The 26,991-nt window shown below is 59.2% G+C and carries 27 protein-coding genes; 9 read left to right on the top strand and 18 right to left on the bottom strand.

All coding sequences use genetic code 11. From position 1 onward, the window contains the following. Nucleotides 1-87: 87 nt before the first annotated feature. Nucleotides 88-1,359, bottom strand: coding sequence for a glycosyltransferase 87 family protein (locus tag FTW19_RS02725; protein WP_147646212.1), 1,272 nt, complete (start codon nt 1,357-1,359; stop codon nt 88-90). Between the two features lie 171 nt (nt 1,360-1,530). Then, the gene (locus FTW19_RS02720; protein ID WP_147646211.1) at nt 1,531-2,286 is read right to left on the bottom strand and encodes a hypothetical protein; all 756 of its coding nucleotides are present in this window, start codon (nt 2,284-2,286) and stop codon (nt 1,531-1,533) included. 174 nt (nt 2,287-2,460) lie between these two features. Here FTW19_RS02720 and FTW19_RS02715 point away from each other — a divergent pair, with 174 nt between their 5' ends. The 5 genes from FTW19_RS02715 (at nt 2,461) to glyA (ending at nt 8,232) form a co-directional block, all read left to right on the top strand. Beyond that, the gene (locus FTW19_RS02715) at nt 2,461-2,838 is read left to right on the top strand and encodes a VOC family protein (protein WP_147646210.1); all 378 of its coding nucleotides are present in this window, start codon (nt 2,461-2,463) and stop codon (nt 2,836-2,838) included. A gap of 30 nt (nt 2,839-2,868) precedes the next feature. Beyond that, entirely contained in the window at nt 2,869-3,567 is a 699-nt protein-coding gene (locus FTW19_RS02710) for a helix-turn-helix transcriptional regulator (protein ID WP_147646209.1), read from the top strand. A 57-nt stretch (nt 3,568-3,624) separates the two neighbouring features. Beyond that, nucleotides 3,625-4,794 carry an alanine racemase gene (alr, locus tag FTW19_RS02705; protein WP_147646208.1) on the top strand — a complete coding sequence of 390 codons (1,170 nt, stop codon included), beginning with the start codon at nt 3,625-3,627 and terminating at the stop codon, nt 4,792-4,794. Between the two features lie 139 nt (nt 4,795-4,933). Beyond that, nucleotides 4,934-6,100 (top strand): alpha/beta hydrolase family protein, encoded by a 1,167-nt coding sequence (locus FTW19_RS02700; protein WP_147646207.1) that lies wholly within the window; start codon nt 4,934-4,936, stop codon nt 6,098-6,100. Between the two features lie 857 nt (nt 6,101-6,957). After that, the gene (gene glyA / locus FTW19_RS02695) at nt 6,958-8,232 is read left to right on the top strand and encodes a serine hydroxymethyltransferase (RefSeq protein ID WP_147646206.1); all 1,275 of its coding nucleotides are present in this window, start codon (nt 6,958-6,960) and stop codon (nt 8,230-8,232) included. A gap of 219 nt (nt 8,233-8,451) precedes the next feature. Here glyA and FTW19_RS26240 read toward each other — a convergent pair whose 3' ends face one another. Next, entirely contained in the window at nt 8,452-8,586 is a 135-nt protein-coding gene (locus FTW19_RS26240; protein WP_281292424.1) for a hypothetical protein, read from the bottom strand. A 92-nt stretch (nt 8,587-8,678) separates the two neighbouring features. Here FTW19_RS26240 and FTW19_RS02690 point away from each other — a divergent pair, with 92 nt between their 5' ends. Further along, nucleotides 8,679-9,128: a hypothetical protein gene (locus tag FTW19_RS02690; RefSeq protein WP_147646205.1), complete on the top strand. Its 450-nt coding sequence runs from the start codon at nt 8,679-8,681 to the stop codon at nt 9,126-9,128. Between the two features lie 257 nt (nt 9,129-9,385). Here FTW19_RS02690 and dnaN read toward each other — a convergent pair whose 3' ends face one another. Both dnaN and FTW19_RS02680 read right to left on the bottom strand, forming a co-directional pair. Then, nucleotides 9,386-10,564 carry a DNA polymerase III subunit beta gene (gene dnaN / locus FTW19_RS02685; RefSeq protein ID WP_147646204.1) on the bottom strand — a complete coding sequence of 393 codons (1,179 nt, stop codon included), beginning with the start codon at nt 10,562-10,564 and terminating at the stop codon, nt 9,386-9,388. Between the two features lie 545 nt (nt 10,565-11,109). After that, the gene (locus tag FTW19_RS02680; RefSeq protein WP_147646203.1) at nt 11,110-11,658 is read right to left on the bottom strand and encodes a glutathione peroxidase; all 549 of its coding nucleotides are present in this window, start codon (nt 11,656-11,658) and stop codon (nt 11,110-11,112) included. A 552-nt stretch (nt 11,659-12,210) separates the two neighbouring features. Here FTW19_RS02680 and FTW19_RS02675 point away from each other — a divergent pair. From FTW19_RS02675 to FTW19_RS02665, 3 genes are all read left to right on the top strand, one after another. Next, nucleotides 12,211-12,858: a hypothetical protein gene (locus tag FTW19_RS02675; RefSeq protein ID WP_147646202.1), complete on the top strand. Its 648-nt coding sequence runs from the start codon at nt 12,211-12,213 to the stop codon at nt 12,856-12,858. A gap of 222 nt (nt 12,859-13,080) precedes the next feature. After that, nucleotides 13,081-14,394 (top strand): adenylosuccinate synthase, encoded by a 1,314-nt coding sequence (locus FTW19_RS02670; protein ID WP_147646201.1) that lies wholly within the window; start codon nt 13,081-13,083, stop codon nt 14,392-14,394. Between the two features lie 693 nt (nt 14,395-15,087). After that, entirely contained in the window at nt 15,088-15,663 is a 576-nt protein-coding gene (locus FTW19_RS02665; RefSeq protein WP_187143219.1) for a nuclear transport factor 2 family protein, read from the top strand. Between the two features lie 67 nt (nt 15,664-15,730). Here the strand turns inward: FTW19_RS02665 and FTW19_RS02660 are convergent, their stop codons facing one another. The 13 genes from FTW19_RS02660 to FTW19_RS02600 all read right to left on the bottom strand — a co-directional run bounded on the left by FTW19_RS02660 (nt 15,731) and on the right by FTW19_RS02600 (nt 26,986). Next, a complete protein-coding gene (locus tag FTW19_RS02660; RefSeq protein ID WP_147646199.1) occupies nt 15,731-15,931 on the bottom strand; it encodes a hypothetical protein in 201 nt (66 codons plus the stop codon). A gap of 255 nt (nt 15,932-16,186) precedes the next feature. Continuing rightward, complete coding sequence (locus FTW19_RS02655) at nt 16,187-16,753, bottom strand: HIT family protein (protein ID WP_147646198.1); 567 nt, start codon at nt 16,751-16,753, stop codon at nt 16,187-16,189. A 159-nt stretch (nt 16,754-16,912) separates the two neighbouring features. Beyond that, nucleotides 16,913-17,740, bottom strand: a complete 828-nt coding sequence (locus FTW19_RS02650; protein WP_147646197.1) for a PGN_0703 family putative restriction endonuclease — start codon at nt 17,738-17,740, stop codon at nt 16,913-16,915. 402 nt (nt 17,741-18,142) lie between these two features. Beyond that, nucleotides 18,143-18,961, bottom strand: a complete 819-nt coding sequence (locus FTW19_RS02645) for a hypothetical protein (RefSeq protein WP_147646196.1) — start codon at nt 18,959-18,961, stop codon at nt 18,143-18,145. A 186-nt stretch (nt 18,962-19,147) separates the two neighbouring features. Then, a complete protein-coding gene (locus FTW19_RS02640; RefSeq protein WP_147646195.1) occupies nt 19,148-19,579 on the bottom strand; it encodes a biopolymer transporter ExbD in 432 nt (143 codons plus the stop codon). Between the two features lie 268 nt (nt 19,580-19,847). After that, entirely contained in the window at nt 19,848-20,282 is a 435-nt protein-coding gene (locus tag FTW19_RS02635; RefSeq protein WP_147646194.1) for an ExbD/TolR family protein, read from the bottom strand. 49 nt (nt 20,283-20,331) lie between these two features. Beyond that, nucleotides 20,332-20,757 carry an ExbD/TolR family protein gene (locus FTW19_RS02630; RefSeq protein ID WP_147646193.1) on the bottom strand — a complete coding sequence of 142 codons (426 nt, stop codon included), beginning with the start codon at nt 20,755-20,757 and terminating at the stop codon, nt 20,332-20,334. A 120-nt stretch (nt 20,758-20,877) separates the two neighbouring features. After that, on the bottom strand, nt 20,878-21,612 hold the full coding sequence (locus FTW19_RS02625) for a MotA/TolQ/ExbB proton channel family protein (RefSeq protein WP_147646192.1): 735 nt from the start codon (nt 21,610-21,612) through the stop codon (nt 20,878-20,880). A 123-nt stretch (nt 21,613-21,735) separates the two neighbouring features. Beyond that, nucleotides 21,736-22,473 (bottom strand): energy transducer TonB, encoded by a 738-nt coding sequence (locus tag FTW19_RS02620; RefSeq protein ID WP_147646191.1) that lies wholly within the window; start codon nt 22,471-22,473, stop codon nt 21,736-21,738. 140 nt (nt 22,474-22,613) lie between these two features. Then, the gene (gene secF / locus FTW19_RS02615; protein WP_147646190.1) at nt 22,614-23,561 is read right to left on the bottom strand and encodes a protein translocase subunit SecF; all 948 of its coding nucleotides are present in this window, start codon (nt 23,559-23,561) and stop codon (nt 22,614-22,616) included. 24 nt (nt 23,562-23,585) lie between these two features. Then, the gene (gene secD / locus FTW19_RS02610; protein ID WP_147646189.1) at nt 23,586-25,199 is read right to left on the bottom strand and encodes a protein translocase subunit SecD; all 1,614 of its coding nucleotides are present in this window, start codon (nt 25,197-25,199) and stop codon (nt 23,586-23,588) included. A gap of 2 nt (nt 25,200-25,201) precedes the next feature. Beyond that, on the bottom strand, nt 25,202-25,525 hold the full coding sequence (gene yajC, locus FTW19_RS02605) for a preprotein translocase subunit YajC (protein WP_348641840.1): 324 nt from the start codon (nt 25,523-25,525) through the stop codon (nt 25,202-25,204). Nucleotides 25,526-25,774: 249 nt separating this feature from the next. After that, on the bottom strand, nt 25,775-26,986 hold the full coding sequence (locus FTW19_RS02600) for an EAL domain-containing protein (RefSeq protein WP_147646188.1): 1,212 nt from the start codon (nt 26,984-26,986) through the stop codon (nt 25,775-25,777). Between the last annotated feature and the right edge of the window lie 5 nt (nt 26,987-26,991).

The raw sequence follows: 26,991 nt of genomic DNA, 5'->3' as shown, positions 1-26,991 counted from the left end.
TAATGAGAAATACGATTCGCGCGGAGCGCGAATGCCCACATAAGCTTCGCGTATGTGGGGCACCCGGTGTCGTGGCTCCTTTTGTTATTACGCTGCGATCAGCTCTTTGCTTAGCTGTTCTGGACGTAGCGGCGTGTGTTGGTAAGCGCTCTGCGTTTCAGGGTGCAGCAGATGCCACGAACCAACGGCAAACAGCACCGCGATCAGCGAGCCGGCAATCGGCTTCCAGAAGACGTAGTCGACATGCGCGAAGCCGTTGATCATCAGGAAGAAGAACGACATCTCGCGCACCGCGCGCCACAGCGTACTGCCGCGGGAGAAGAAGCGCCACGCCACCAGCGCCATGGGAATCGAAAGCGGAGCGATGTCGTACTCCTTGATACGCGGGTTTATCAGGACAACGCCGAGCATCAGCACCGGGATCCACTGCTGCAGCGAGAACTCGCCTGCGAAGTAGCGGCGTGCGAGAACGATCAGGGTCGCAAGTACAGCCGCCGCATAGAGCAGATAGAAGATCGTCGTAAGCGGTGAATAAGGAATGTGGAGGGCATAGAGGGCATTGCCCAGAAGACCTGCGGGGCTTACGCCGAAGTCGTGATTGAAACTGAACTGCAACTCCACGGCTTGAAGATAGTTATGAAAGAGCGAGGGCCACAGCAGCGGCTGTACTGCGAATAACCCCAGCCCGGCGACAGCCGCGATCGCAGCGTTGCGCCACTGCCTTGCTGCGGAGAGCGCAGGAATCACCAGCAGGCTTAGCAGCGGAGCCTTGACACACGAAGCCGCAAGCACCACCGCATAGAACGGAAGCCATTGCCGATACTTCCATCCCAGCACGGCCGAAGCGAGCACAAGGCCGTAGAGCATGAACGCCAGGTTGCCGCTGAAGAAGACATCGCCCTGCAGCAGGCCAGGGAAGAACGCCGCTGCGGGAGCAACCAGCAATATGAAGACACGCTCGCTCTTCTCAGCCGCCTGCGACATTGCCCACACACCGAGCATGATGCACAGGATGTAGAACGCCCAGTAGGCATGCACCGCAGTGGAATGCGAAACCGCAGTCAAGATGCGGACCAGCGGCAGCGTAATCGGCGAGTAAACGTAGGTGTACGGCGGCATCGCAGTGGGATCGTGCTGCCCCGACATCAACTCCGCGTGATAGATGCGCTGTGCGGCAACGCCATCGGCATAAGGATCGTGCCCGGCGGCGAGTGACCGTACAGCATTGGCATAGACATGGAGATCCCACCCGGCTGCAGGATGTTCTGCCGCAATCAGCGTGGGAAGGCTGGCAAAGGCGCCCAGCCAGAAAAGAAACGAAAGAAGCGTATACCGGTCCAGCGAAGACTTTTTCATCATTACGCCCTGCCAGCCTCACTTCGGCCACGGACACGAAGACGGCTGTTTTCCAATCTGCAAAGGTGTTGAAGCCACAGGCATGGTGTATGGCCTGCGGCTTCCGAAGCTGCCAATCTGGCGAGCCCTCTGCAGTAGAGCTCGCTATTACTGACGAGCCTTGTGGGCGGGTGATTACACGCCTGTGGATTCCATCTCTTTTGCGAGTACTGCAAGAGCAGGAGCCAGAAGATGCTCATAGCCGCTATCGATGGGGAGATCTTTCCGTTCCTGAATCCAGTTCCAGACCTGAGGCTGCAGAAGCCACTGTCTTAACTCAAGCGCCTGCTCAGATGCGGACTCCCAGAAACCAGCGGAGAGCGTGTTTCCATCGGCAAACTCTTCCCCGTACAGCGTGACGAAGTGAAGAAGGTTCTTCGTCGCATCCACAGTAGCCGCCTCGCTCCAGAGAAGCAGATATGGAGAAATCGCAACGCCGGTTTGTGCAATAGAAGAGAGTAGCGTCTCGATCTCAGGGAACCCGGGAAGGGCGTGATGGACCGGATAAGTCTGGATGGCAAGCTTCCAAAGCTGCTCCATGAAGCTACGCACAGCATCTATTTCCGCGGGCGGCCATGAGAGAAAATTCGCATATCTCAGCTTGCCAAAGAGGACCTCGGGGTTGTACCGATACTCTTCCGTCGCAATCCCCTGCAGTAGACGTGGCAGGAAGTATTTGAAGTCCTGAACCCCGCCCTGCGTTGTCATCGCGCTAAAGGAATAGTCCGCGAGTGAAGCAAACTCTATGGAGGCGATATCCCGGTGCAGCAGCGCGCCAATTGCCTCAGCCTTGGTGCAACCGCAAGGACAGAACTCCATCGCCGATAGGCGGCCTACCACAGCGAAGACCTTGTAGAGCCGGTCGATAGCGCCTTGTAGTTCGTGTGTCATTGCCGCGCGGATTCTGTCCACTTCTGTTTTACAAGATCAACACTTCGTTGGCTTATATGGATGCGCCGGTGACGCTGTAGGCTCCCACCACAAATTCCTGAAAACCTACTGACAGGATGCTGTCAGTAGGACGTCAGTACGCTGCTTCTTGTAAACGACAAGGAGACCGAGCGTATGAGTGAACGACCGCAGTCCGCTGCCACCTGGTTTGAGATTCCCACCCTTTCCATAGAACGTGCACAGGCCTTTTATGAGCAGGTGCTGGAGATGAACATGCAATCGTTCCCCGATGAGAACCCGATGGTGGTCTTTCCCAAGGATCCTGCCGGCACTGGCGGTGCGCTGGTGCAGCGCGAGTTCCAGAAGCCGTGTGAGTCCGGCACAGTCGTCTATCTGAGCTGCAAGGGCGACCTTGCTCCGGTGTTGGAGCGGGTGAAGGCCAAGGGCGGCTCCATCCTGATTCCGAAGACCGAGATCACCGGCGGCTTCGGCTTCTTTGCCTGCATCCGCGATACCGAGGGCAACACCGTCGGTCTGCACTCCACTGAGTAGTTACGCGCACAACGGGATACCATTGCTGCCATGCGCCGTGCCGACCGGCTCTTCCGTATCGTTCAAGTCCTTCGCGCCGGGCGTCTGCTGACGGCCCGCGATCTCGCCCGCAAGCTGGAGGTAAGCGAACGCACTGTCTATCGTGACGTGCGCGACCTTCAGCTCTCAGGCATGCCGATTCTCGGCGAGGCAGGCGTGGGTTACACGCTGCGCCGCGACATGGATCTTCCTCCGCTGATGTTCAATGCCAACGAATTAAGCGCGCTTGTTCTGGGAGCCCGGCTGGTAAAGGCCTGGGGTGGCGATGAGGCCGTCGCCGGAGCGGCCGATGCTCTGCGCAAGATCGAAGCCGTGCTTCCGCCTGAGATGCGGCAGCAGATCGACTCCGTGATGATGTACGCACCGGGCTACCGGCTGCAGAAGACCGTGCGCACGCTGATCGACCGCATCCACACGGCATGCGTGGAGCAACGCATCATCCGCTTCGACTACTGCCGGGAAGACGGGCAGTGGAGCCACAACCGCCGTGCGCGTCCGCTGGCGCTCTACTTCTGGGGCGGCGCCTGGACCGCCGCCACCTGGTGCGAGCTGCGCAACGACTTCCGGCTCTTCCGCCTGGACCGCATGGAGAAGTTCGAGCTTCTGGATGAGCCCTTCACCCTGAAGAAAGGGCAGCGTCTGGAAGACTATCTGCGCCAATTCGAGAAGCCGAAAAACGCAAATGGGTAGCCGCCGAGGTTCCTCATTCCGGAGATTCCACCGCAACCGCTTCTAGCATAGAAGTAGATGCGCGCTGTTGAACCCAATCACGTACGGCCCGTGTGGGCCGAGATCTCGGCCACACGGCTGGCCACCAACTACCGTCACACTCGCGCAGCCGCGGGGATGGAACTGCTCGCCGTCGTCAAGGCAGACGCCTACGGCCACGGCGCCGAACTGTGCGCCCCGGTTCTTGCCGGCTCCGGAGCCGCATGGCTGGGCGTGACCTCGGTGGAAGAGGGTGTGCGCGTGAAGGCGTCGCTGGGCATGTTGCCCAGCTTCCTGCAGCCACGCATTCTGGTGATGTGCGGCGTGTGGAACGGCGAGGCCGCCGTAGCCGTCGAACATCGCCTTACACCGGTGATCTGGGAGGAGTACCAGCTTCGCCTGCTGGAAGACGCTGCCCGCGCGCGTAGCCTGGCGCCAAAGAGCTTTCCGGTTCACGTCGAAGTCGATACCGGCATGGCGCGCCAGGGCGTTGCCGATCTGGCAGCGTTCGCCGCGCTGATTGCCGAAGACTCTCCCCTGCGAATTGAGAGTGCGATGACGCATCTGGGCTCAACCGAAGAGGCCGGCTCTCCATTGAACCGTGAACAGATGGACCGCTTTGCCACGCAGGTAAAGGCAAGCGGCCTGCGCCTGGAGTGGGTGCACGCGGGAAATACCTCCGGTGTCGACGCCGGGAAGATTCTCGCCGGAATCAAAGAGATTGCCGCAGCCTGCGGTGCACAGCCGATGACGCGCACCGGCCTTGCACTCTATGGCTACGCCCTGGAGCTGACCGGAGCCGCACCGCACATACGGCAAACGCTGCAACCGGTAATGGCCTGGAAGACCCGCATCATCGGCCTGCGCGAAGTTCCCGCAGGAGCGACCGTGGGCTACAGCGCCACCTTCACCGCGCCGGCGCCGATGCGGCTTGCGCTGATCCCGGTCGGATATGCGGATGGACTGCGACGCGAGCTCTCCAATCGTGGACGCGTGCTGCTGCAGGAGACACATGCTCCGATTGTCGGGCGCGTCTCCATGGACCTGACCGTGATTGACGTCACGCACATTCCCGGCGCCGTCATCGGCGACGAAGTCACTCTGATCGGCGATGGTGTTCCAGTCGAAGAGCAAGCCACCATCGCAGGCACGATTCCGTACGAGATTCTGTGCGGCATCAGTGAGCGAGTAACGAGGATTTTGGTGTGACAGCAGATTGAATAATGGAAGGATTGAATAATTGAATGATGAGTTCTCACCGGCGTGTGTCGAAGCAGCCGGTGCACGGGCATTATTCAATTGTTCAATTCTCCAATCATTCAATTCTTGCCCGGTAAACTAGAGAAGAATGTTTAAAAAGCTGTACTCAGACTGGATGTACGCGTGGGAGACGCGGCTCACCACGGCAGACACCAACCGCATTGTACGTCCGCTCGAATGGGGCTTTGACTGGCTGGCCGAGTGGGGAACACATGTGGAGGAAGACCCGCTTGGATCGATGAAGGCTATCAACGGCCACATCGTCGCCAACGCCGAGGAGTTCTTCAGCTATCAGACGCCGACCGACTTTCGTCTGGAAAAGCGGCACCCGCAGCTCTTTCCCACGAACGTGCGCCCGGAGACGCTGGCGAAGGACGCGCTGTGGAAGGCGAATGCCGAAGAGGGTCTGATCGAAGAGGCCGAGTTCCTGCGCTTTACCTCCGCGGTACGCACCAAGTATCCGGAGAACGACCAGGTAAACGCACGCTGGTATCCAGCGCCGAAGCATCAGGATCCCAAACGACCGAAGCAGGCCATCATCGTCATGCCGCAGTGGAATGCCGATGCCTTCAGCCACAACGTTCTCTGCGATCTATTCAACAAGTTCGGCGTCTCTGCGCTGCGGCTCTCAAAGCCGTATCACGACATCCGCAGACCGGCAGAGCTGGAACGCTCGGACTATGCCGTAAGCTCGAACATCGGCCGCACCATCGAGGCGGTACGGCAGGCCGTCGTCGATGTGCGGAGCTGCATCGACTGGCTGCAGTCACAGGGATACACGCACTTTGGCGTGCTGGGAACGAGCCTGGGGTCGGAGTATGCATTTCTCTCCGCCGCCTTCGATGAGCGGTTGAAGGTTTGCGCCTTCAATCACGCGTCGACCAGCTTTGGCGACGTGGTGTGGCAGGGTCAGAGCACACGTCACGTGCGCGCGGCGTTTGAAGAAGCCGGCATGTCGCGAGAGGATGTGCGGGCCTGCTTTGAGGCGATTAGCCCGAAGAACTACATGGAGCAGTTTGCGCGCGTGAAAGACCGGCAGACGCTGGTCGTGTATGCGACCTACGATCTGACATTTCCTCTGGAGTTTTCACTGGAGGTACTGCGAAGCTTTGAACAGCGTGGAATTCCGCACACGCCCAAAGTGTTGCCTTGCGGACACTACGTGGTGGGTGAGAAGCCATACGCGTGGCTGGACGGCTGGTATCTCGGCACGTTCGTCTATCGAGCGTTCAAGCGCCTGCGTACAGCGGGTTAAGAGCATTTTTCCTGTTACTGGGTATCCCGGAAGGGGCCGTGCGGCGGCGTTTTCATTGAGGAAAACGCCCATAGATGCACAAGCCCCGCACTACACCTACAGGAAAATGCTCTAGCCCCGGGAAGCGAATTGTTCAGGCAGTCTTTTTGGTGTGGCGGTGCGCCCTGCCGAAGTGCGCGGCAAAGAGGCAAGGGAGCACAACTACAGCAACCAAACTGCAACCTAAGATAAGGTCCATCATATTGGTCAACGTATCCATCGGCGGCCATCCCCCGTTGCTTTAGGGCAGCGGACATTTTTTGTGATGCATTCTTCTTCGACCGCGTCTACCTTGGTGTCCGAAAACGATACATAGTATGGCGCCAACACCATACTGACGCAACATAGGGCTAGAAGGAAATCATGCATTCAGAATGACCCTCGAAACTTGGATTCGGTTCCTCTTTTGGGAGGATCGCGCGCTTCAGAATCGGGCGGTATCGCCTGTGCGGGGGAGCGCGATGCGACTTTGGTAGCAGTTAAAGGCGGCCCTGAAGGGCAGATTCTAGTTGCTGGTGGCTGGGGGTACCCCCCTTACATTCGCGCCCCTAGCCACGGCACTGGGTGCCCCGGGTCCCAAGGGGACCTGGGCCCGGCCTTTACTATCTGAGCCTCAGATCTCGGAGTCAGATGAGTTCATTCCTACTCACGACGAAAGACGGTCGCGCGTAGCGCGATGCCCCAGATCCCCGAGGGACACCACCCCAACGAACAAGTTCGTCGGGGACCCCGGGCCTGGGGGCACCCGGTGCATGGGCTAGGCCAACCTAGGACAGCGGTCTGAGCCAGGGGTTTGGCTGCGCGGCTAGAATATTCCTATGCCGATCGACTTCAACGCATCTCTCGCCGCCTCTGACCCCGAAATCGCAACGATGGTCGAAAAGGAGGTCATCCGCCAGCACGAAGGGTTGGAGATGATCGCCAGTGAGAACTTCGTCTCGCGCGCTGTGCTGGAGGCCGCAGGAACGGTCTTCACCAACAAGTATGCCGAGGGATATCCGGCGAAGCGCTACTACGGCGGGTGCGAGTTTGCTGACGTCGTCGAGAATCTTGCCCGTGACCGCGCCAAGCAAATCTTCGGCGCCGACCACGCCAATGTGCAGCCGCACTCCGGCTCGCAGGCCAATGCCTCGGCTTACATGACCATCCTGCAGCCCGGAGACACCATCCTGGGCCTGGACCTGGCGCACGGCGGCCACCTCACTCACGGCCACAAGCTGAACTTCTCCGGCAAGCTGTATCGCGTGGTCGGCTATCAGGTGCGGAAAGACACGGAGGTTCTCGACTACGACGAGCTCGAAGCAACAGCCCTGCGTGAGAAGCCGAAGGTCATCGTCGGCGGTGGATCGGCATATCCTCGCATCTTCGACTTTGCCCGCATGCGCGCCATCGCCGATAAGGTCGGCGCCTACCTCATGGTCGACATGGCTCACTTCGCCGGCCTGGTAGCCGGCGGCGTACATCCTTCACCGGTGCCGCACGCACACTTCGTTACCACCACCACCCACAAGACGCTGCGCGGACCGCGCGGCGGCATGGTGCTGTGCACGCAGGAGTTCGCACAGGGCCTGGACCGCTCTGTCTTCCCGGGCCAGCAGGGCGGACCGCTGGTGCACATCCTCGCGGCAAAGGCTGTTGCCTTCAAGGAAGCACTGCAGCCTGAGTTCAAGCTCTATGCTGCGCAGATCGTTGCCAATGCCAAAGCGCTGGCTGAGGCGCTGCAGGGCGAGGGCTTCCGCATCATCTCCGGCGGCACCGATACGCACCTCATGCTGGTGGATGTCTTTGCCAAGGGCATCCTGGGCAGCGAAGCCGAGAATGCTCTGGGTGAGGCCGGCATCACGGTGAACAAGAACGCGATTCCGTACGACACCAACCCTCCGTTGAAGCCCTCCGGCATCCGCGTGGGCACTCCGGCACTGACGACCCGGGGCATGAAGGAAGACGACATGCGCATCATTGCCAAGTGGATCGCCGAAGCTCTCGAGCACCGCAACGACGCGGACAAGCTGGCAAAGATCAAAGGCCAGGTTGGCGAGCTGGCAGAGAAGTATCCGCTGTACGGGTTCTTACGCGAGCAGGCGCTCGCGTAAGAACCGTTGAATGGTGGAATTGTTGAATGGTTGAATAGTTTCTTGCTTGTTCAGAGAGGGTGGGTTTCGCTTATGCGAGGCTCGCCCTTTTTGCGTTTAAAGGACGTCCAGGGAAGCGGAGCCGCGTGAACTCGCGACGAGCCCACCATTCAACTATTCAACCAAGTCCCCACACACGAGCCCTCATGGACACCACGACTCGCTCGTGCTGCCAAAGACCTAGTAGGTCTCGACCAGTTCTTCTTCGCGGATGGGTTCCGCGGAGTTGCTGTCTTCGAGGGCGGCGAGGACGTTGGCGTCGAACCAGGCGTCGTGCGCTTCCACCACAGCAGCAAATACGGATTGTGGATTCATTACCATGCTGGCAGCTTAGCCAAGCTCGGACCTGGCTGGAAGTATCGTTCCGGATGCCCCGTTGACTCTCTTGGTGCGACAATCACAGCGGAATGCTTGCTTTTTTTGTCCTGGTTTCCGTCCTGCTGCTGGTAGCACTGATGCTGCCCAAGCTTCAAATGGGCGGCGGACGGCGCGGCCAGATGCTGCGGTACGCACAGCAGACCGGCGGGGACTTTCCCGATGACGAGATACCTCAGGACTTTCCCTTCTCCATGACCGATGATCTGAACTGGGGCCAGGGCCGCCACTGTATCTTCTGGCGGCACGGCCATAGCTACGTCATCGTGATGGATGCCGAGATCGGTTTCGGACGCGAGAGGCATCCGCTGACATTGATGGCAGCCCGGCATGACGCTGCTACCGGTGTGATCTGGTCAATACCGCGAGGGATCGAGATGCGCGCCGAGGATGGATGGGTGGTGCTGCTGGAAAGGCAACGGAAGCTGCTGAGTACGGAGCGGATTGAAGAGTTGAGGAGCCTGTTTTTGTCTGGTTGCTAGCTGGATGAAGGCACGGAGGGTGCCCCACATACGCGAAGCTTATGTGGGAGTATCGAGCGAAGCTCGATCCCGTCTTTGACGGGTCGGAAAGCAGATCCCTACGGGATGACAAAACAAAAAAGCGGTTCGCGCCAAGCGCGAATGCCCACATCTGCTTCGCAGATATGGGGCACCCAGTCTGTGCTGGATCAAGAAACGACAAGGCCCGGCATTCTGCCGGGCCTTCGCGCGAAGCGCGCTCCGCCTGAACGCCAGTCTCAGATGCGCATGGGCATGAGGATGTAGCGGTACTTGGAGTCTTCGCCGCTTTCTTCGGGGCGCATCTGGCCGGCGGACTGGGCGTCCTTGAATTCGAGGCGGACCTCGCCGGTGTTGCCGATGGCCTTGAGAAAGTCCAGCAGATAAGCGGAGTTGAAGCCGACGACCAGCGGATCGTAGCTGTAGGGGGTCTCGATGGTATCTTCCGACTCGCCGGAGTCGGTGGACGAGGAGGAGATCTTCAGCTCGTTCTGCTCCATGCGGATCTTGATGGCTCCGGAGCGCTCGTCGGCGAACTGGGCGACGCGCTGGATGGCTCCCATCAGGTCTTCGCTGCGGACGATAACGAACTTGTTGTTATCGCGCGGCAGAACGGCCTCGTAGTTGGGGAACTGGCCGGTCAGTTTGCGGCTGGTCAGCACGCGTCCGCCGATGCGGAAGTAGAGGGTCTGCTCGTCGTCGGCGAACTCGAGGGTGTCGTCTTCGGTGTTCGCTAGCAGCGAGGACAACTCGCCCAGGCACTTGCGCGGGATGAGGGTCTTCTTCTCGCCGGAGACGCCGGAGATGGTCTCGCCGAAGCGCTCGATGTGAGCCAGGCGGTGACCGTCGGTGGCGACCATGGCCATGGACTCGGACTTGAGAACCAGCAGAGCGCCGTTGAGGGTGTAGCGCGACTCCTCGTTGGAGATGGCGAAGATGGTCTTGGAGATCATGCTGCGCAGGGCAGCGACGTTGACCTTCAGGGCGCCGGTCTCGGGAAACTCGGGAACGGTGGGGAAGTTGGCGCGGGCCATGCCCACCATCTTGGTGTTGGAGCGGCCGGCACGGATCTGCACCCAGTGGTTATCCATCAGCTTGATGCTGATCTCGCCCTCGGGCAGCAGCTTGATGTAGTCATACAGCTTGCGCGCGGGGATGGTGCACGCGCCGGGCTTCTTCACCTTGGCGGTGGTGGAGGTGCGCAGGGACTGATCGAGATCGGTGGCGGTGATGGTCAGGCGGTCGTCGTCAGCCTCGAAGAGGAAGTTCGACAGAATGGGGATCGTCGTCTTACGTTCCACCACCGACTGTGCGGCCGTCAGCTCACGCAGCAGATCGCCGCGGGAGATAGAGATTTCGAGATTGCCGGAGGGAGCCGCGGATGCTGCAGCTTGAAGCGGGGTTGCGGTGGTCGTCATGGCAGAAGTGTCTCCCGATGGTGAAACCTTGACGTGCGTTTGGCAACACTGTACCAGTTCGTCAACACACGTGGAACAGCTTGATTGTAGCGAGGATTGCAGAAAGAAAGCAGTTGTGCAAAAAGGGAGTAAATGTTGAATGGTTGGATAGTCGAATGGTTGAATCGTGGCCGGCAGCTTGGAAACGCCAACTGACCGTATTCTGCCAGTTTTGGGCTTGTCCCCACACGGGTTGCCATAGCTCGGAGCGCGGAAGGACCGGGGTCCCCGGCTATCGCGCTATGCGCGATAGTTTTTTGTTTGTCATCCCGTAGGGATCTGCTTTTAAAGGTTTTACTTAGGCAAGGAACATCGGTAAAAAAGCAGATTTCTCCGCTTCGCTGCGAAATGACAAATCAAAAAGAGTGCCATGGCTTGGAACGCTGAAGGACCGGGACTCCCGGCGAACTTGTTCGCTGGGGTGGAGATGCGTTCTAGATCAGCCTGCGCAACGCCCCAGGTATCCGGGCGAAACAAGGCCTGAAGAGCCGCTCTATAAGACCCAGCTATTTCTCCAACTCCGCCTCAATCGCGGCGATCAGGGTCGGGTCGTCGGGCGTGGTATCCGGGGCAAACCGGGCTACCGGCTCTCCGGTACGACTGATGAGGAACTTTTCGAAGTTCCAGAGCAGCTCCGGCGGCTGATTGGGCTCAGTACCGTAGTTGCGCAGGTCGCCCGCAAAGTCGAACCCGGTGGTCGAAATGGCCTGCGGCAGAGCGCTCGTAAGTTCCTGATAGAGCGGGTGTTTCCCCGGTCCGGTCACACCGATCTTGGCGAACATGGGGAAGCTGACGTCGTAGGTCAGTGAGCAGAACTTGGCAATCTCCTGGTTCGTGCCGGGCTCCTGACCTCCGAAGTCGTTGGCGGGGAAGCCGAGGACCACCAGGCCGCGATCGTGAAAACGCTCATACAGTGATTCCAGCCCGGAGTACTGCGGCGTCAAGCCGCATTTGGAGGCGACGTTGACGATCAGCAGCACCTTGCCGACGTACTCGGCGAGGGTGGTGGGCTGGTTGGTGATGGTCTCCAGCGGGATGGTCTGCAGGTTTGCCATGTGATTTGGATGCTCTGGGGAGGGGCTAGAAGTTGCAAGTTAAAAGTTGAACGTGCCCAGTTGCCAGTTGAGGGCTCGTAGTCCGGACCCGACGGATTACAAGTACTCAGCGGCAAAGATGACGACCGGGTGCCCCACATACGCGAAGCTTATGTGGGAGATCGAGCGCCAGCTCGATCCATCTTTTGTTTCGCAGCTTGCACCTCAAACGAACGAAGCTCGTCTGGACCACGCCGCGCGTATATAGGGCACCCAGCCCCCGGCGCCGGTTCCCTGACACGCATGGCGACAGACACGAAGCATTGAAGACCTAGCTAGAAGGTAAAAGTCTGGTTTTCTTCGTCTTCCTCTTCTTTGGTAAGCGGAGGAATGGATCGCCACTTCGCGATCAGACGACCGATCAGGCGACGAATGAATTTCAACATGGAGTGAATCCTTGCAACTTTTGACGAGATTGCCGCAGCCGGGGAGGACAAGGAAACCGGATAACGGTGTTTGAGGAACCACCACACGCTGCTCTTCGTAACCTTCCGTACGGAGGAGACCGTCGCCTTGAAGAGAGTCCTGATCGTCACAACCCTGGCAACGCTCTGCGGAATCGCTACGGCACAAACTCCGCCGCCTGAGCGAACCGTCACCGGCAACGTCGTCGTCTCGCAGCACGACCCGGCGGTGCACATCGCGCTGCCGAAACAGGCGATCTATCTCGGCGCGGAGCACTTCGTGCTGTATGGCGTGGCGGATTGCGAGATCCATCTCTTCGTGGAGGCCGATGCGCAGCGGGTGGTGAAGCGGCTGTACTGGATCCAGTTCGAGGGATATCTACCAAGCACTCCCAACGCAACCTACGGCTACAAATTCGAACGCACGCTGGAGCTGGGCGGCATGAAGTTCGACGTAAGACCACGCTTCGGCCCTTCACAGCCGGCAAAAGAGGGCAGCGACGCCGCCAAGGTGCAGGCCATGCTGCACGCCCACGGATACACCGAACCCGCAGGCATGATGAACGTCCGCCTGGTCCACCTGACCGACGCCACCAAACGGCGCGAGCTGATGGTGATCTACGCCGAGGATCTGAAGGAGACCGGATTTACCGCGGAAGAATTGATGCCGAGTGGACGCGGAAATGCGCAATGGCTGGAGATTGAAAAGGAATTGATGGAGCGAGTGAAAGAGAATGTGCGATTCGCGAAAGAGTGAGTTGCCCTCCACAAGCGGAATGGATCCAACTATCGTTCTCAAGGAACGTAGATGTCAGCGGATCTGGTGCCCGCGTAAACGCGGAACTTGAACAGCAGAAATAACCTCTTTGGCCGCCTTCCTCCACAGCGGTGTAACGCAATATCCGGCAGAATTTCGTTGCGGAGATATAAAATTAGGAATCGGGCGACCCAATCGCCCGATTCCTTTTTTGGAGTACCTGTGGCATCTCTCAAGCAATCGGCGGTAGTACTGGGCGCACAGTGGGGCGATGAGGGCAAGGGCAAGATTGTCGATGTCCTCTCAGAGAAGTTTCAGGTGGTGGCGCGGTATGCCGGCGGGCACAATGCCGGGCACACGGTCATCATCAAAGGGAAGAAGTACGTCCTGCATCTGATCCCCTGCGGCGTGCTGCGGCCGGACTGCCTCAGCGTGATCGGCAATGGCGTCGTAATGGACCCTGCCGCCTTTCTGACCGAGGTGAAGATGCTGAAGGAGGCCGGTCTGCCGGTCGACGGGCAGCTCTTTGTCAGCGACCGTGCCCAGGTGATCTTGCCTTACCACCGCATGATCGAGCTGGCCGCCGAGAACGCCCCCGGGCGCACGAAGATCGGCACCACCAGCCGCGGCATCGGACCCGCCTACGAAGACAAGATGCACCGCAACGGCCTGCGGGTGATCGACCTGCTGAACTCGGCGCTGCTGCGCACCCACATCACCAATGCATGCCATGAGAAGAACTCCATCGCGCACGCGCTGTGGGGCACCGAGCCGCTGAACCCGGCCAAGATCTACGAAGAGTACGCCCGCTACGCCGAGCAGGTGGCGCCGTACGTGACCGATACCGCTACCCTGATGAATGACAGCCTGAAGGCAGGGAAGCGGATTATGTTCGAGGGCGCACAGGGTGCGCTGCTGGACATCGACCATGGCACCTATCCCTTTGTCACCAGCTCCTCGGCTACGGCAGGCGGAGCCGTGATCGGCACCGGCGTCGGGCCGACGGCCATTGGGACTGTCATCGGCGTGACCAAGGCTTACGTCACTCGCGTGGGCGAGGGTCCGTTCCCGACCGAGATTCATGGCGAGATGGGTGAGGAGCTGCGCAAGCGCGGCAATGAGTATGGCGCCTCCACTGGACGTCCGCGCCGCTGCGGCTGGATGGATCTGCCGATCCTGCGCTACAGCAACATGATCAACGGCACCGAGTGGCTGGTCGTGACAAAGATGGACGTGCTGGACTCGCTGAAGGAGATTCCGGTCTGCACCTCCTACAAGCTCGACGGCAAGGTCATCGACACCATCCCTGCCGACGTTCGCGGCCTGGAGGCTCTGGAGCCCGTCTACACCACGCTGCCCGGCTGGGCGGAGTCGACCGAGGGCATCACCGAGTTCGACAAGCTGCCCACGAAGGCGCAGGAGTATCTGAAGTTCCTGGAGAAGGAGACTGGCGCGAAGATCGGTATGGTCTCCACCGGCCCGGATCGCGAACAGACGATGGTTCTGCCAGAATTCGCTGCCAGCGTTATTGGGTAAGGAAGTTTGGGATGGAGCTGAGGCCCGCGTTCCCGCGGGCTTTTTGCTTTTGGGGCGGGAACGTTGACGTCAAGCGTTGAAGACGTGCGGTGTGGGTTGCTGGAAGTGTGTCGGTAGAGAAGCAGATGTCTCCGTCCCCTTCGGTCACTGCGGAATGGGCTGACTGTCGAACTTTTGCCCTCAGCGGTTAAAACCGCTGTCTCTATAGGCGTTCCTATGGGACGGCTGAAGCCGTCCCCTTAAGCAAGGCGTTCGCACCTACGGTGCGAAATGGTTGCGCTTGCGCAACGGGGAAAGTCTACTTACCCCTCATTGTTGGGACTCTCAACTCATCCGCATCCTGCTCCGTTCACTGCACTATGAAATGACAAGCCGGAGATGAATCGCGCTTCAATCCGGATAACCTTCTCCTTCCGCGCGGCGTTCTAATAGCAGGACGGTAGTAGGGCCATGTGTGATTTCAGGACGCTCGATCCACGGTGCTCCAGGGGATGCAGCGAATCCCGCCCAACCCATGCCGCACATCTTCAACTTTCAACGTTTAACTTCCAATTGTTAGCGCCCCCACAGCGCGCTTCCAATCAGGAGAAATGCGCCCGGATCATTACTTTTTGCAGGGGCTTCCCATTACTGAATCGCGGCATCAGAGTGTGCAGCGAAAGTGGTAGTTGGTTACTAAAAGTTCTTTTGACTTTGCGGAGAAAACAGGGCTACACTCCGTACACCTTACCGATGAAGTACGCAGTCAAATTCGCTATGCTGGCCTTGGCCGTGGCGGCTCCAATTGCCATTCACGCGCAGGTTTTTCGCCAGGTGGGCATGGCCCCGGTGAATGGCGTACGGAAGATTGCGTCGGGGAATAAGCCCCATTCGCATCGGCAGATTGAGGCGCTGGAAGAGCAATGGCGGCAGGCGCAGTTGAGGGCCGATACCGACACGATGTCAAAGATGATGGCCGACGACTACATCGGCATCTCCGCCAACGGCATGGTCCAGACCAAGCAGCAGATGGTCGAGCGCGTAACGAACCGCAAGATCAACATCACCCGTATGGATGTCGATGAGCTGAAGGTAAAAATCATCAATGGAAGCACGGCCGTCGTGACCTCGCAAGTGGATGTCGATGGTGAGATGGATGGGCGTCCGCTGCACGGGAAGTATCTCTACACCCGCGTCTATGCTCGTCAGGCAGGTGGAGGATGGAAGGTCGTGAACTTTGAGGCGACCCGCATGCGGCCTGAGCCCGATAAGATTGCCGATAACAAGTAATCGATAACGTTAAATGCGAAAGGCCCGGAGATATTCTCTGGGCCTTGCTGTTTTTGGGGTGGCGCCCCTAGGCAATGCGCGCTTGCGGCGTCAACACGGGAGTACTACTTAGGGCCGATTTGCGAACATTATCCAAAGGCATATTCAAGGCAAGGAGCCGACGCGGGAGTGACCGCGTCTGGCCGGTAATGCGCGCATCCTCAGGTTCAATCAATGAGGCTGCAGCGACGGTCGGGGTGATGGGTAGTACCTTGAGCGAGCTTTGCATCGTACACCTCCGGGGCCGGGGACGTTCCAGGCGAGACAAGGCGAGGAACATCGCGTGGTTTAGGTTTCGTGCAAGTACTGGCTGTTCGTTACTGAATGGATAGATGCAACTGAGTTTGGGGCCTGTTGCTCACAGCGATTGCAGTGTATGCAACAGAATGAACCAGTTTTGTGGCGTTGTCTGTGATTACTGTCACAGATTCGATATTTGATTCCCGATTTGGTGCTACGTACGTTTACAGGCGACTGAAAAGATTTACAGCGACTGAAAGGCCTGTCGCAGGCGCTGCCAGGTGACGTCCAGATCTTCCGGCAGGATACGTGTCTCAGCCAGCACAGGCATGAAGTTGTTATCCCCCACCCATCGCGGCAGCCCGTGGAGATGCAGGTGTGCCGCAACGCCGGCCCCGGCAGCTTCTCCGAGGTTCAGGCCAAAGTTCAGCCCGTCCGGACGGTAGGTCGCACGGATAGCCCGCTCGGTCTGCTGTGCCATGACGATCAGCTCATGCGCTGATTCCACGTCAAGTTTCGCGAGCGCGTCCGTGTGCAGATACGGTACCACCATTACATGACCACTGGTATAGGGAAATGCATTTAGAGCAATGTAGTGGAACTTTCCCCGCGCGACGATGTGTCCGTGACGCTCCGCTTCATCCACCGGCATGCCGTGCTCGATGGCGTAGTCAACCGAAGCGATGAGATTACAGAAGACGCATCCCTGGTCGTCAGGATAGGCATTGAGAGGCTCAGGAATGCCTTTGCGCTGCGAAGGGCCAGACTTGGTGATATACGCGTAACGCCAGGGCGTCCAGAGGCGGTCCATTGCTAGATGCTAGTTGAATGGTGGAATGGTTGAATAGTTGAATGGTTTGTCCCCGCCGGGGAAGTATCACCGGCCTTTATCCGAGTAACGCGGCTAGCGGAAACCGGTGTTTACGAGCGACCACACCATTCAAACGATTCAGCGATTCAACGGGCTGCGCTACCGGCCTCCCACGATTCCATACTTCCTTTCCAGAAACGCCGCCAGCCCTTTCGGTACCGTGGCGGCCAACTCCTGCCAGGTGAGCAGCGCCAGGCGGCTGCGGAGCTCTGCTGTGCGGACGCACCGGATGATCTGGAACCAGGCCTCGCGCAGGTCGGAGCGGCGGGCGTCACATAACACCAGGTAGGTCTTGCCGGTGTGCTGGGCTGCCAGCGCTCCGCGGAGGAGCTGGTAGTGGTGATAGTCACCGCGGGCGTTGCGGGGCAGGTCTTCGAGGAAGAAGACCTCTTCGAGGTCACGGTAGCGCTCTACCAGTGTAGGACGGGCGGTCTGGAAACCGGTCTCGGTGAGCTTGGCTTCGATCAGCAGATGCCCGAGGACGAGATCGACCTCTGAGCGATCAGAGCGTGTGCCGTGTTGCGGAGCCTCCATACGCACGCCGAACTCGGGTGTAAGGCCCGGAGCTATACCGAGCAGGGCACAGACCTGCGGGCGCGAAAGCAGGCCCGGATAGCAGACGATATTCATCAGCAGAGCATCGGAAGAGTTGGCGCAGTCGAGCTCCTTACGCTGTCGCGTCCTGGCATACGCTACCCGGCTGCTCGCGGTGTATGCCTTCGCGAGCCGTGCAGCCCAGGCGGGGTTGGCCAGGATGCGGCGGTAGCTCGATGGATGGAAGTTGCCATGTTGGCCCAACTCATCTTCCTGGAATAAGACCGATGGCGTGTGGAGGTCGTCGCGGCCATAGGTTGTTTCGTACTCGCGCTCAAGCGCGAGGCCGCGAGCGGAGAGTTCGCGGCGGAGTTGGGAGGAAGAGAGGGCCATCGGCGCTTGTTAGAAATTAGACGTCGAAGAGGAGTAGTGTCGAGAGCGCGCCGAGTTGAAGGTTGAAAGTTGGAAAAGTACTGCATGGGTGAGTCTGGTCGGGTGCCCTACATACGCGAAGCTTATGTGGGAGTATCGAGCGGAGCTCGATCCGTTCTGCGAATGACAAAAGGTGGTTCGCGCGGTGCGCGAATGCCCAGGTCCCCGAGGGACCCGGGGCACCCGGTGTTTGGGCTATCCATGCGATCCCGGTTGTCCATGCCGTACCTCTTCAACTTTCAACTTTTAACTTTCAACGAAGCCCTTCAACGCCATTCAAGGTGGGCCACCGTAGTCAAGAGAGGCAAAGAAGAAGGCCTCCCTTGCGGGAGGCCTTTGCGCTTCTCGTCGCATGGGCGAAGACTACATCGTGACGCCGCCCTTGTTCTTCTCTTCCTTCTTGCGCTCGTTTTCCTTACGTGCGCCCATGGCCTTGTCACTCCACTCCTGCGCCTTATCCAGGTCGGCCTTGCGAGCGGGATCGTTGCCGCACTCGAGGTCAGCCTTACGGCGGTAGGTGAGGTTGAGGTAGGTCATGGCTTCCTCATAAGTCGCGTTGTTATCGACGGCCTTCTGCAGATACTCCAGACCTTCGCTCACCAGGTTGGTGTTCTGGGCCTGCAGCTTGGCGCACGCGTCCTTGCTCTTCTTGGGGTTGCCGTCGCCACCGTCGGTCAGGCCATCGGCGGCGAGGATGGTGGTGGCGTTCTTATACGACTGCATCCAGTCGATTACGCCGATGGTGTAATAAGCCTCAGAGGCAGCGGGATCGACCTCGATCACCTTCTTCTGCCAGTTCTTCGCATCATCAAACTTCTTCAGGTTGAAGCTGATGGAAGCCATCTGCTGCAGAGCAGTCTTGTCCTTCGGGTCCTTCGTCAGGATCTGCTGAAAACCATCCATTGCACGTTGTGCTGTTTTGAGGTTCTCAGGCGTCTCAAGGTTAGGCACTACCTGCGATGCCAGCGTGGTGGCGAGATAGAGACGGGCCACGTCGTAGCTCGGATCGTAATCAAGAGCCTGCTGGAAATGATTGATAGCGTCTTCGTACTTCGCGGCCTTGAAGGATGCGATGCCCTTCGTGAGCTGGTCGCGGGCCTTCAGACGGTTGCATCCGGTGGCCGAGAGAAGCGTAACCAGGAGAAGTGCGGCCATTGCCGGAACACGTAGCTGGAATTTCATTGGACGAAGGGTCTCCTTGAGAATTCGCGATGTAGTGATTTTGCCGGATTGCGTGCGAGAAGCGCGACAGTCTTGCACGATGATTGTAAAGGCATAGCATGACGCATGGCCAGTAGTTGAAGGTGAAAAGGAGATTGGCCCACCTGATCGGTACCGATCAGGTGGTAACCCTCCTCCGAAGACGGTTCAGCAGTTCATCTGGTTGCAGTCTTTTCTGGTTAACAAAGCAATTTCCGAGGCCCCTGCGCGGCGGATAGTATTGACCGCGCCGGCGACCGCCTGCAAGTCAAAACGTTCATCCGCCTGTAAAAAAACGGTGTGGTCCTGCCTCAGGTTCATTGCCATTGCAAGACGGCTGCCCACCTCATCAGGAGCTATCTCCTGACGGTTCAAAGCATAGGCGGGTACCCCACGATCGCCATAGGACAACTGCACTACTAACGGAACGGAGACCGGTTCCGGGGCCGAATGCGTCGCCGGTTGGGGAAGCGCCGCGCCGATGCCGTGGCTGGGTATGGGAGCAATGACCATAAAGATAATGAGCAGAACGAGAAGAACGTCGATCAGCGGTGTGACGTTGATCTCAGAGGCGATGCGGGTTGCTGCTGTGAATGTCATAAAGACCTCGTTAAGGAAGTCATGAGCGAGCACAGCATTGGAGCATTTTTCCTGTAGGTGTCGTGCAGGGCTTATGCATCTATGGGCGTTTTCCTCAATGAAAACGCCACTGCATGCTCTTCCCGGGATACCCAGCAACAGGGAAAATGCTCTAAAGACACCACGGGCGGCAGCTGTGTGCCACCGCCCGTGTAGGGCATATGTCGACGACGTGCTTCCGGGCACGCATGAGCAGAGAGCCCAGGCGCGGCAGAAGCTCACCGTATGCTTACTGTCCAGCCTCGACGCGAGGCGTGATCAGACCGATGTTGTCCACGCCGGCGGCGTGTCCGAAGTCGATCACCTCAGCGACGTACTGGAAGTCGAGGTCCTTGTCACCCTTGACGAACATGACCTTTTCGGCGCGGGTCGCGTAGATCTCCTGCAGCTTGGGCGTCAGGCCATCCTTCGCGAAGTCCGTGTCGTTGATCTTGTAGGCAGGACGGCCATTGTTGGACAACACCTGCACCACGATGGTGCGGTCGTTGGGGTTCTCCTGCTGGTTCTTGTCCTTCGGCGGCTGAGGCACCAGGGTGTCCAGTCCATGAACTGCCGTGGGCTGGATGACCATGAAGATAATCAGCAGCACCAGCAGAATGTCGATCATGGGCGTCACATTGATGTCAGAAGAGACGCCGCCACCACCACCGGCACTCATTCCCATAGCTGAATCTCCTTCGTTGCCGCGCTTGGGCGGCGAATCTTGAGCTTACTTACTGATCTTCAGTCTTCTCGGTCAGCAGACCGAGCTGGCTTACGCCGGCCGAACGGATACCGTCGACAGCGTCCATTACCTTGCCGTAGTTCGCGCGGGCGTCGCCACGGAGGTAGACGTGCTTCTCGGTCTTGTTCTCCAGCTTGGCCGAGATCTTGGCGCCCATATCGTCAACAGTCACCTGGTCACCGCCCAGGAAGACCTTGCCGTCACGGGTCACAGCAACGACCACGGAATCTTCTTTATTCGCGTCTTCCATGATCACCGCGGCGTTCGCCTTGGGCAGTTCGACGTTCACCTTGTTGTTCAACATGGGGGTAATGACCATGAAGATGATCAGCAGCACCAGCATCACGTCCACCATCGGTGTGACGTTGATGTTGGAATTTACCGCACCCTCGAGGTTCCGAGATGCCATTCCCATTGGAGTTGCTCCTTAAGCGAGTCTTTTCGTACTGCGAGGGTTTCAGGCCGCCCGTACCCCGGTCATGCCGTTTCGCGGCGGCTGACCGGGGTACGAGGCGGAGATTCTCGCTTGGGCTGTTTAGCGGTGCGACTGCTTGATGAAGTAGTCCACCAGCTCCGAGGAGCTGTTATCCATCTCCACGTCGAAGGACTCAACCTTACCGGTGAAGAAGTTGAAGCACATAACGGCCGGGATAGCTACGAGCAGACCGAACGCGGTCGTTACCAGAGCTTCCGAGATACCGCCAGCGACAGCGCCGATACCGGAGGTCTTCTGGGTAGCGATCTGCTGGAAGGCGTTAAGAATACCGACTACCGTACCGAACAGACCGATAAACGGAGCGGTGGAACCGATGGTGGCCAGACCGCCCAGGCCGCGCTTCAGCTTGGCGTGAACGATAGCTTCGGAGCGCTCCAGAGCGCGTTTGGCAGACTCGATCTGGTCCTCGGTGATGGAACCGCCGGAACCAAACGAACGGAACTCCTGCAGGCCGGCGGTAACAACCTCGGCCAGGTGCGACTTCTTGGAACGGTCAGCGATCTTGATCGCCTCATCCAGACGGCCGTCCTTCAGAGCGCCGGCAACCTTGGGAGCAAACTCACGGGACTGCTTACGGGCAGCCGAGAAATACAGGGCGCGATCGATGATCACAGCCAGCGACCAGATCGACATGATGAACAGGATGATGGCGACGATACGGGCCAGCCAGCCCATGTTCGTCCACAGACCCATGAGCGAGAAGCTTACCTGGCCCTCCTGGAGAAACATGCCGATGCTGTGGGGGGCGAAAGTTGCGAGATGAGCGAGAATCACTTGATTCTTTCCTCCTGATTGGGACTTCCGGTACTACGTGTGATGCAAAACGTTAATTGTTTGAGCTGTGCCAGCCGGGCCACAGCCCCCGCAATGTCGAAACCTGCTGCTAAGTCTTGAGACTTAGCCTCCCATCGTAAAGTTTACGGTGATGGTGGTATCCACTTCGGTGGGTTCACCGTTGAGCAGGTAGGGCTTGTACTTCCACTGCTGCACAGCCTCGACGGCCGCGTTACGCAGCATCTCAGGTCCGCTGATGACCGTCAGGTTCTGGATGGTGCCGCTCTTCGAGATCACGGCATGCAGCACAACCGAACCCTGTACGTGAGCGGCGCGGGCGATCGGAGGATAGACCGGGTTGGTCTTCACCAGGATCTGTCCAGCCATCACACCGGCCGAAACGCGAGTCGGTCCCTTGGGAGGAGCCACCTTCACGACCGGAGCCGGAGCCGTACCGATACCACCGAGAACACCACCAGCGATGCCGGAACCGGAGCCGCCCCCCATGCCCGCCATACCGGCAACACCGGCGACCTGCGGCGGAGGCGCAGCGTCTTCCTTAACCATCTTGATGTCCTTGGGGATCTTGGTCGGAGCGTGCAGGCCCTGGTCCAGCTCGCTAATGACCTTGATCGGCTTCACCACCTGCGCCGGAGGCGGCGGAGGTGGCGGAGGCGGAGGCGGCGGAGGCGCGCTGAGCATCGCCGTCATCGCCGTCTTAGGCAGCGCTTCGGGATACAGCAGCGGAATCAGGATCATCAGAGCAATGATGACCCCGTTGAAACTAAAGGTAGCGATCATCCAGTACTTGGACTTGGACTTGATCTTGCCGCCGGATTCCATCAACGAGTCTTCAAACATAGTTGCAACCCTCAAATTGGAGGTGAGCTACGTGCTACAGACACCGCAGATTCTGATTTTGTTCCCGGAATGGGGAGGTGTTCCCAAAAAATTTGAAAAAGTTTCTGGGTTGCACTAAAGACAGTGCAACCCAACCGCAATTACGCTCGCTTGCCGCCGGGAAGCGATGCCGCCTTACCTTTGGCAATGCGCCAGTCCTGATACGCCACCAGCATGGGAGCCGCCACTGCGATCGACGAGTAGGTACCGATCAGGATGCCGACCACCAGCGCGAAGCTGAAGCCGTGCAGCACCTCTCCGCCGAAAAGATACAGCGAGAGAACGGTAAGGAAGGTCAGACCCGAGGTCAGGATGGTACGGCTCAGGGTCTGGTTGATGCTGCGGTTCACCACGGTCGACAGCGTCTCACGGCGCGCCGTCGCCAGGTTCTCGCGGATACGGTCGAAGACCACGATCGTGTCGTTCATGGAGTAACCGACCAGCGTCAGGATTGCCGCCACTACCGTGAGCGTAATCTCCTGGTTGGTGAGGCTGAAGGCGCCGATGGTGATCAGGGTGTCATGGAAGACGGCCACCACGGCAGCCACGCCATAGATGAGCTCGAAGCGGAACCAGAGATAGACCAGCATGCCGAGCAGCGAGTAGAGCGTCGCAAACAGGGCCTGGTGCCGAAGCTGTTCGCCGGCCGTCGGTCCGATGGTCTGAGAGCTCTCCACCTTGAAGCCGCCGTCGTGATAATTCGTTTCCAGGGCATTAAGAACAGCCGCACGGGCATCGAAGCCGGTGGCGTCGCTCTTTTCGGGCAATGAAATCAGAACCTCGGGACGGGCGCCCACGTCGCCCCTCACGGCCTGGACCTTCTCATCCTTAATGCCGACGGCATCGAAGGCGGCGCGGATGCGGTCTTCACTCGGCGTGCGGTCGAAGCTGACGTGCACCTGGGTGCCGCCCTTGAAGTCGACGCCGTATGGAATCTTGTGCCAGAAAAGCATGCTGAAGATGCCCGACACTGAAAAGACAAGAGAGAAGGCGAGCAGATACCACTTCTTGCCCAGCCAGTCGATATTGATATCGCGAAACAGTTCCACTGTTGTTGCTCCGAGAATTCCGTATTAGATCGAGAGCGCTTCGCCGCGCTGCTTGCGGTTCAGGATCGCGTCAAAGATGGTGCGCGAGACGAAGACCGCGGTAAAGATGTTGGCCAACAGACCGAAGGTCAGAGTCACGGCGAATCCACGGACCGGACCGGTACCAAAGAGGAAGAGGATGGCCGCCGAGACGATCGTCGTCACGTGGGTATCGATGATCGTGATCCATGCGTGCGCGAAACCGTTCTGTACCGCGGCGCTGGGCGCGCGGCCCAGGTGCAGTTCTTCACGGATACGCTCAAAGATCAGAACGTTGGAGTCGACACCCATACCGATGGTCAGAATCACGCCCGCGATACCCGGCAAGGTGAGCGTCGATCCGGTCAGGCCCATGAAGCCGAGCAGGATGACCAGGTTCAGAACCAGCGCCAGGTCGGCGTTGATGCCGGCTCCGCGGTAATAGAGGAGCATGAAGAACATCACCGCGAGCATGCCGGCGACGGCGGCATAGACGCCGTGCGTAATCGAAGCGGCGCCCAGGGACGGACCGACGGTCAGCGTGTCGAGATACGAGATGGAAGCGGGCAGGGAACCGGTGCGAAGCATGAGCGAGAGGTTCTTGGCCTCATCCTCGGAGAGACCTTCGATCACGCCCGAGTCATGGATGGCGCTCTTGATGCTGGCCACACTGCGAACGCGGTTTTCGAGGACCACGGCGATGCCCTTGCCAACGTTCGCGCTGGTGAACTCATAGAAGCGCTCGCCGGCGCCGCTGGTCAGGTTGAAGCTTGTCTGCGACTGACCGGTGTTGGGGTCGCGAACCGGCTGGGCTCCGCGGAAGTCGGTGCCGGAGACGATGGCCACGCGCTTGAGCACGTAGAACATGTCGCTGTTGCCGGCGGCGGTAACCGAGCTCGCGCCCTTCACGACCATGTCGTCCGGAGGAAGCGCTCCGCCGAGGGTCTGCAGAGCCTCGGCCTCAGTAGCCGCAGGTCCGCCGACCACTTCATGGATCTCAAGGCGAGCGGTCGACTGGATGGCGTTATGCACCTGGTCGGCGTTGTCGATGCCGGGCAGCTCGATGAGGATCTGGTTGTCACCCAGGCCGTACTGCTGGATGACGGGCTCGGCAACGCCGAGGCTGTCAACGCGCTGACGGATGGTCTCGATCGAGGTCTGGAGAACAGTGCTCTCCATCTCCTTGCGCGACTGCTGCTTCATGGTCAGCGTGTAGCCGTTCGGCACCGACGCCACATCGTAGGTCGAGGAATAGGAGGTACCGTTCAGAACGCCGCGCGCCTTGGAGGTGTCGGCGGCCGTGACATTCGCAACATTAATAATGTCGACCTTGGTTGAGTCGAGCTTGGCGACCTGCGCACCGGTAACTCCGGCCTTGGCCAGGTCAGTCTGGAGGCGAGCCACATCCGAGTCGGTTTGTGCGCCAACAGCTTCAGCGACGTGCACCTGCAGCACCAGGTGGGTGCCGCCCTTGAGATCGAGGCCGAGGTGGATGCTGTTGGTCAGCAGTTGCTTCACGCTGCCCTTCTTCGGCAGGCCGGAGCCGAAGAAGATGAAATAGGTAAAGATGACCAGAGTCGCAACAATAATGCCGGTCCGACCGGCGAGCTTCTTCTGCATGGCTACTTTTCTTCCTCGCCGGTCGTAACGCTGGCAATGGCGCTCTTGGCAAACTCGAGCTTCAGGTTGTCGGGAGCGACGCGCAGGATCAGCGAATCGTCTTTTACCGACAGGATGACGCCCTTGATGCCGCCGGAGGTTGTAACGCGGTCGCCGGCCTTGAGATCACCCAGCATCTGCTGCCACTTCTTCTGCTTGCGCTGATTCGGAAGAATCAGCAGGAAGTAGAAGACAGCAATCATAAGAACGATAGGCAGCATCGTAACCAGAGAGGATCCCTGGGCAATCTGCAGGATCATGGCTGAGACAGGTGCGGATACGGTCAACGCGAGCGTCCTTCAACACACCGGTGGGGCGCGGCCTTAGAGACGCGAACCAACCGGATCGAAAATGATCACCCGATGTCCTTTTAGAAGTCGGGCCCGTCCTGGATGGACGCTGCCCGCGTCATGCCGGTCGATGGCTACGTCCGTAAACGGACGCAGGTCTGCCTGCCCGGATGGAAGGGTGCTAGGCTCCAGCATCGCTGAGGCCGCTCCGACATGTCAAGGAAACTGCCTCCAGGCAGACGTCTGTTAACACCCGGAGGTACCTGCCTTCGTATCCCTGTCTCCCGGACCCATCAGCGCCCGCACCTCCGCCGCGCGCATATCGAGCAGGGGGCCGTTTTCCAGGACGAACTTCACCATCCGGTCCACGGTAGCCACACCTGCCGCCCGTCCGTCGGCTCCAATGACGACGACCGGGTCGAAACGGTAGGCCGGAGCTCTGCTGAGGCAGCGTTGGAGCACTGCACGCAGATCGCTTTCCCGCTGAACCTTCATCGGCTGGACCAGATGGCGAATGCCGATCAGGGAGTGCCGCTCAATGATGCCGGAGGGACGATTCCGCTCGTCTACCAGCAGGACGACATGCGCTTCGTCGTTCGCGTCAAGGTAGGTTGCGGCTGTGTCCGCGTCGAAACAGGTGAAGCAGCTGTCGATCACGCCCCACAGGTTGCCTTGCTGTCTGGCCTCTGCCCGCGTGCGAATGGCTTCGGCCTGCAGGGGAGGGAGAGGCAGCATCTCCGCGGAGGGTTTGCCGAGATAGTAGCCCTGAGCCAGCGAAACACCAAGATGAATCAGCTCTTCCAGCTCGCTTGCCGTCTCCACACCTTCGGCGATGATCGTGGCGTCAATGCGGCTGGCCATGGTGCCCATCATCTCGATCAGCGAGGAACGCGCCGGCTCTTTGTGACAACCGCCGACAAAGAACCGGTCGAGCTTGATGAAGTTGGGACGCAGCTCCATGACGTGCTTCAGACTGGCGTATCCGGCGCCGGTATCGTCCACCGCAACGTGGCCGCCGGCTTCACGGATCTGATCGAGACGGGAGCGGAGGATGGAGTAATCGTGAATGGGCTCGTCTTCAGTGATCTCAAAGACGGTTCCACCGAAGTGCCCGATCTCTTTTAATAGCTGCTGCCATTGCCGCGAGAGCAGCAGAGACGGGCCTACATTGATGGTGAGAAAGCATTTCGGCGGAAGCTTCGACCGCTCCCAAAAAGCATTCCGCAGAACGACGCTCTCCAGATCCGCACGTCTTCCGAGATCGCCGGCCGCCTGAAAGACCTGATCCGGCGACGAGGCGATTTCGGCAGGAAAGCGTGCGAGCGCTTCGTAGCCGGTAACAAGACCGCGTTCAAGATCGACGATTGGCTGGTAGTGAAAGCCGAATGGAATATCGCCTTCGAGCAAACCTGAAATCGTGCGCCGCCGCTGCTCGCGCTTGGCGAGGTTGATGTACATAGCCG

The organism is Terriglobus albidus, from assembly GCF_008000815.1.
GTDB lineage: Bacteria > Acidobacteriota > Terriglobia > Terriglobales > Acidobacteriaceae > Terriglobus > Terriglobus albidus_A.
The sequence above is the reverse complement of the archived record's forward strand: the minus strand, read 5'-3'. Positions and strand labels throughout refer to the sequence as shown.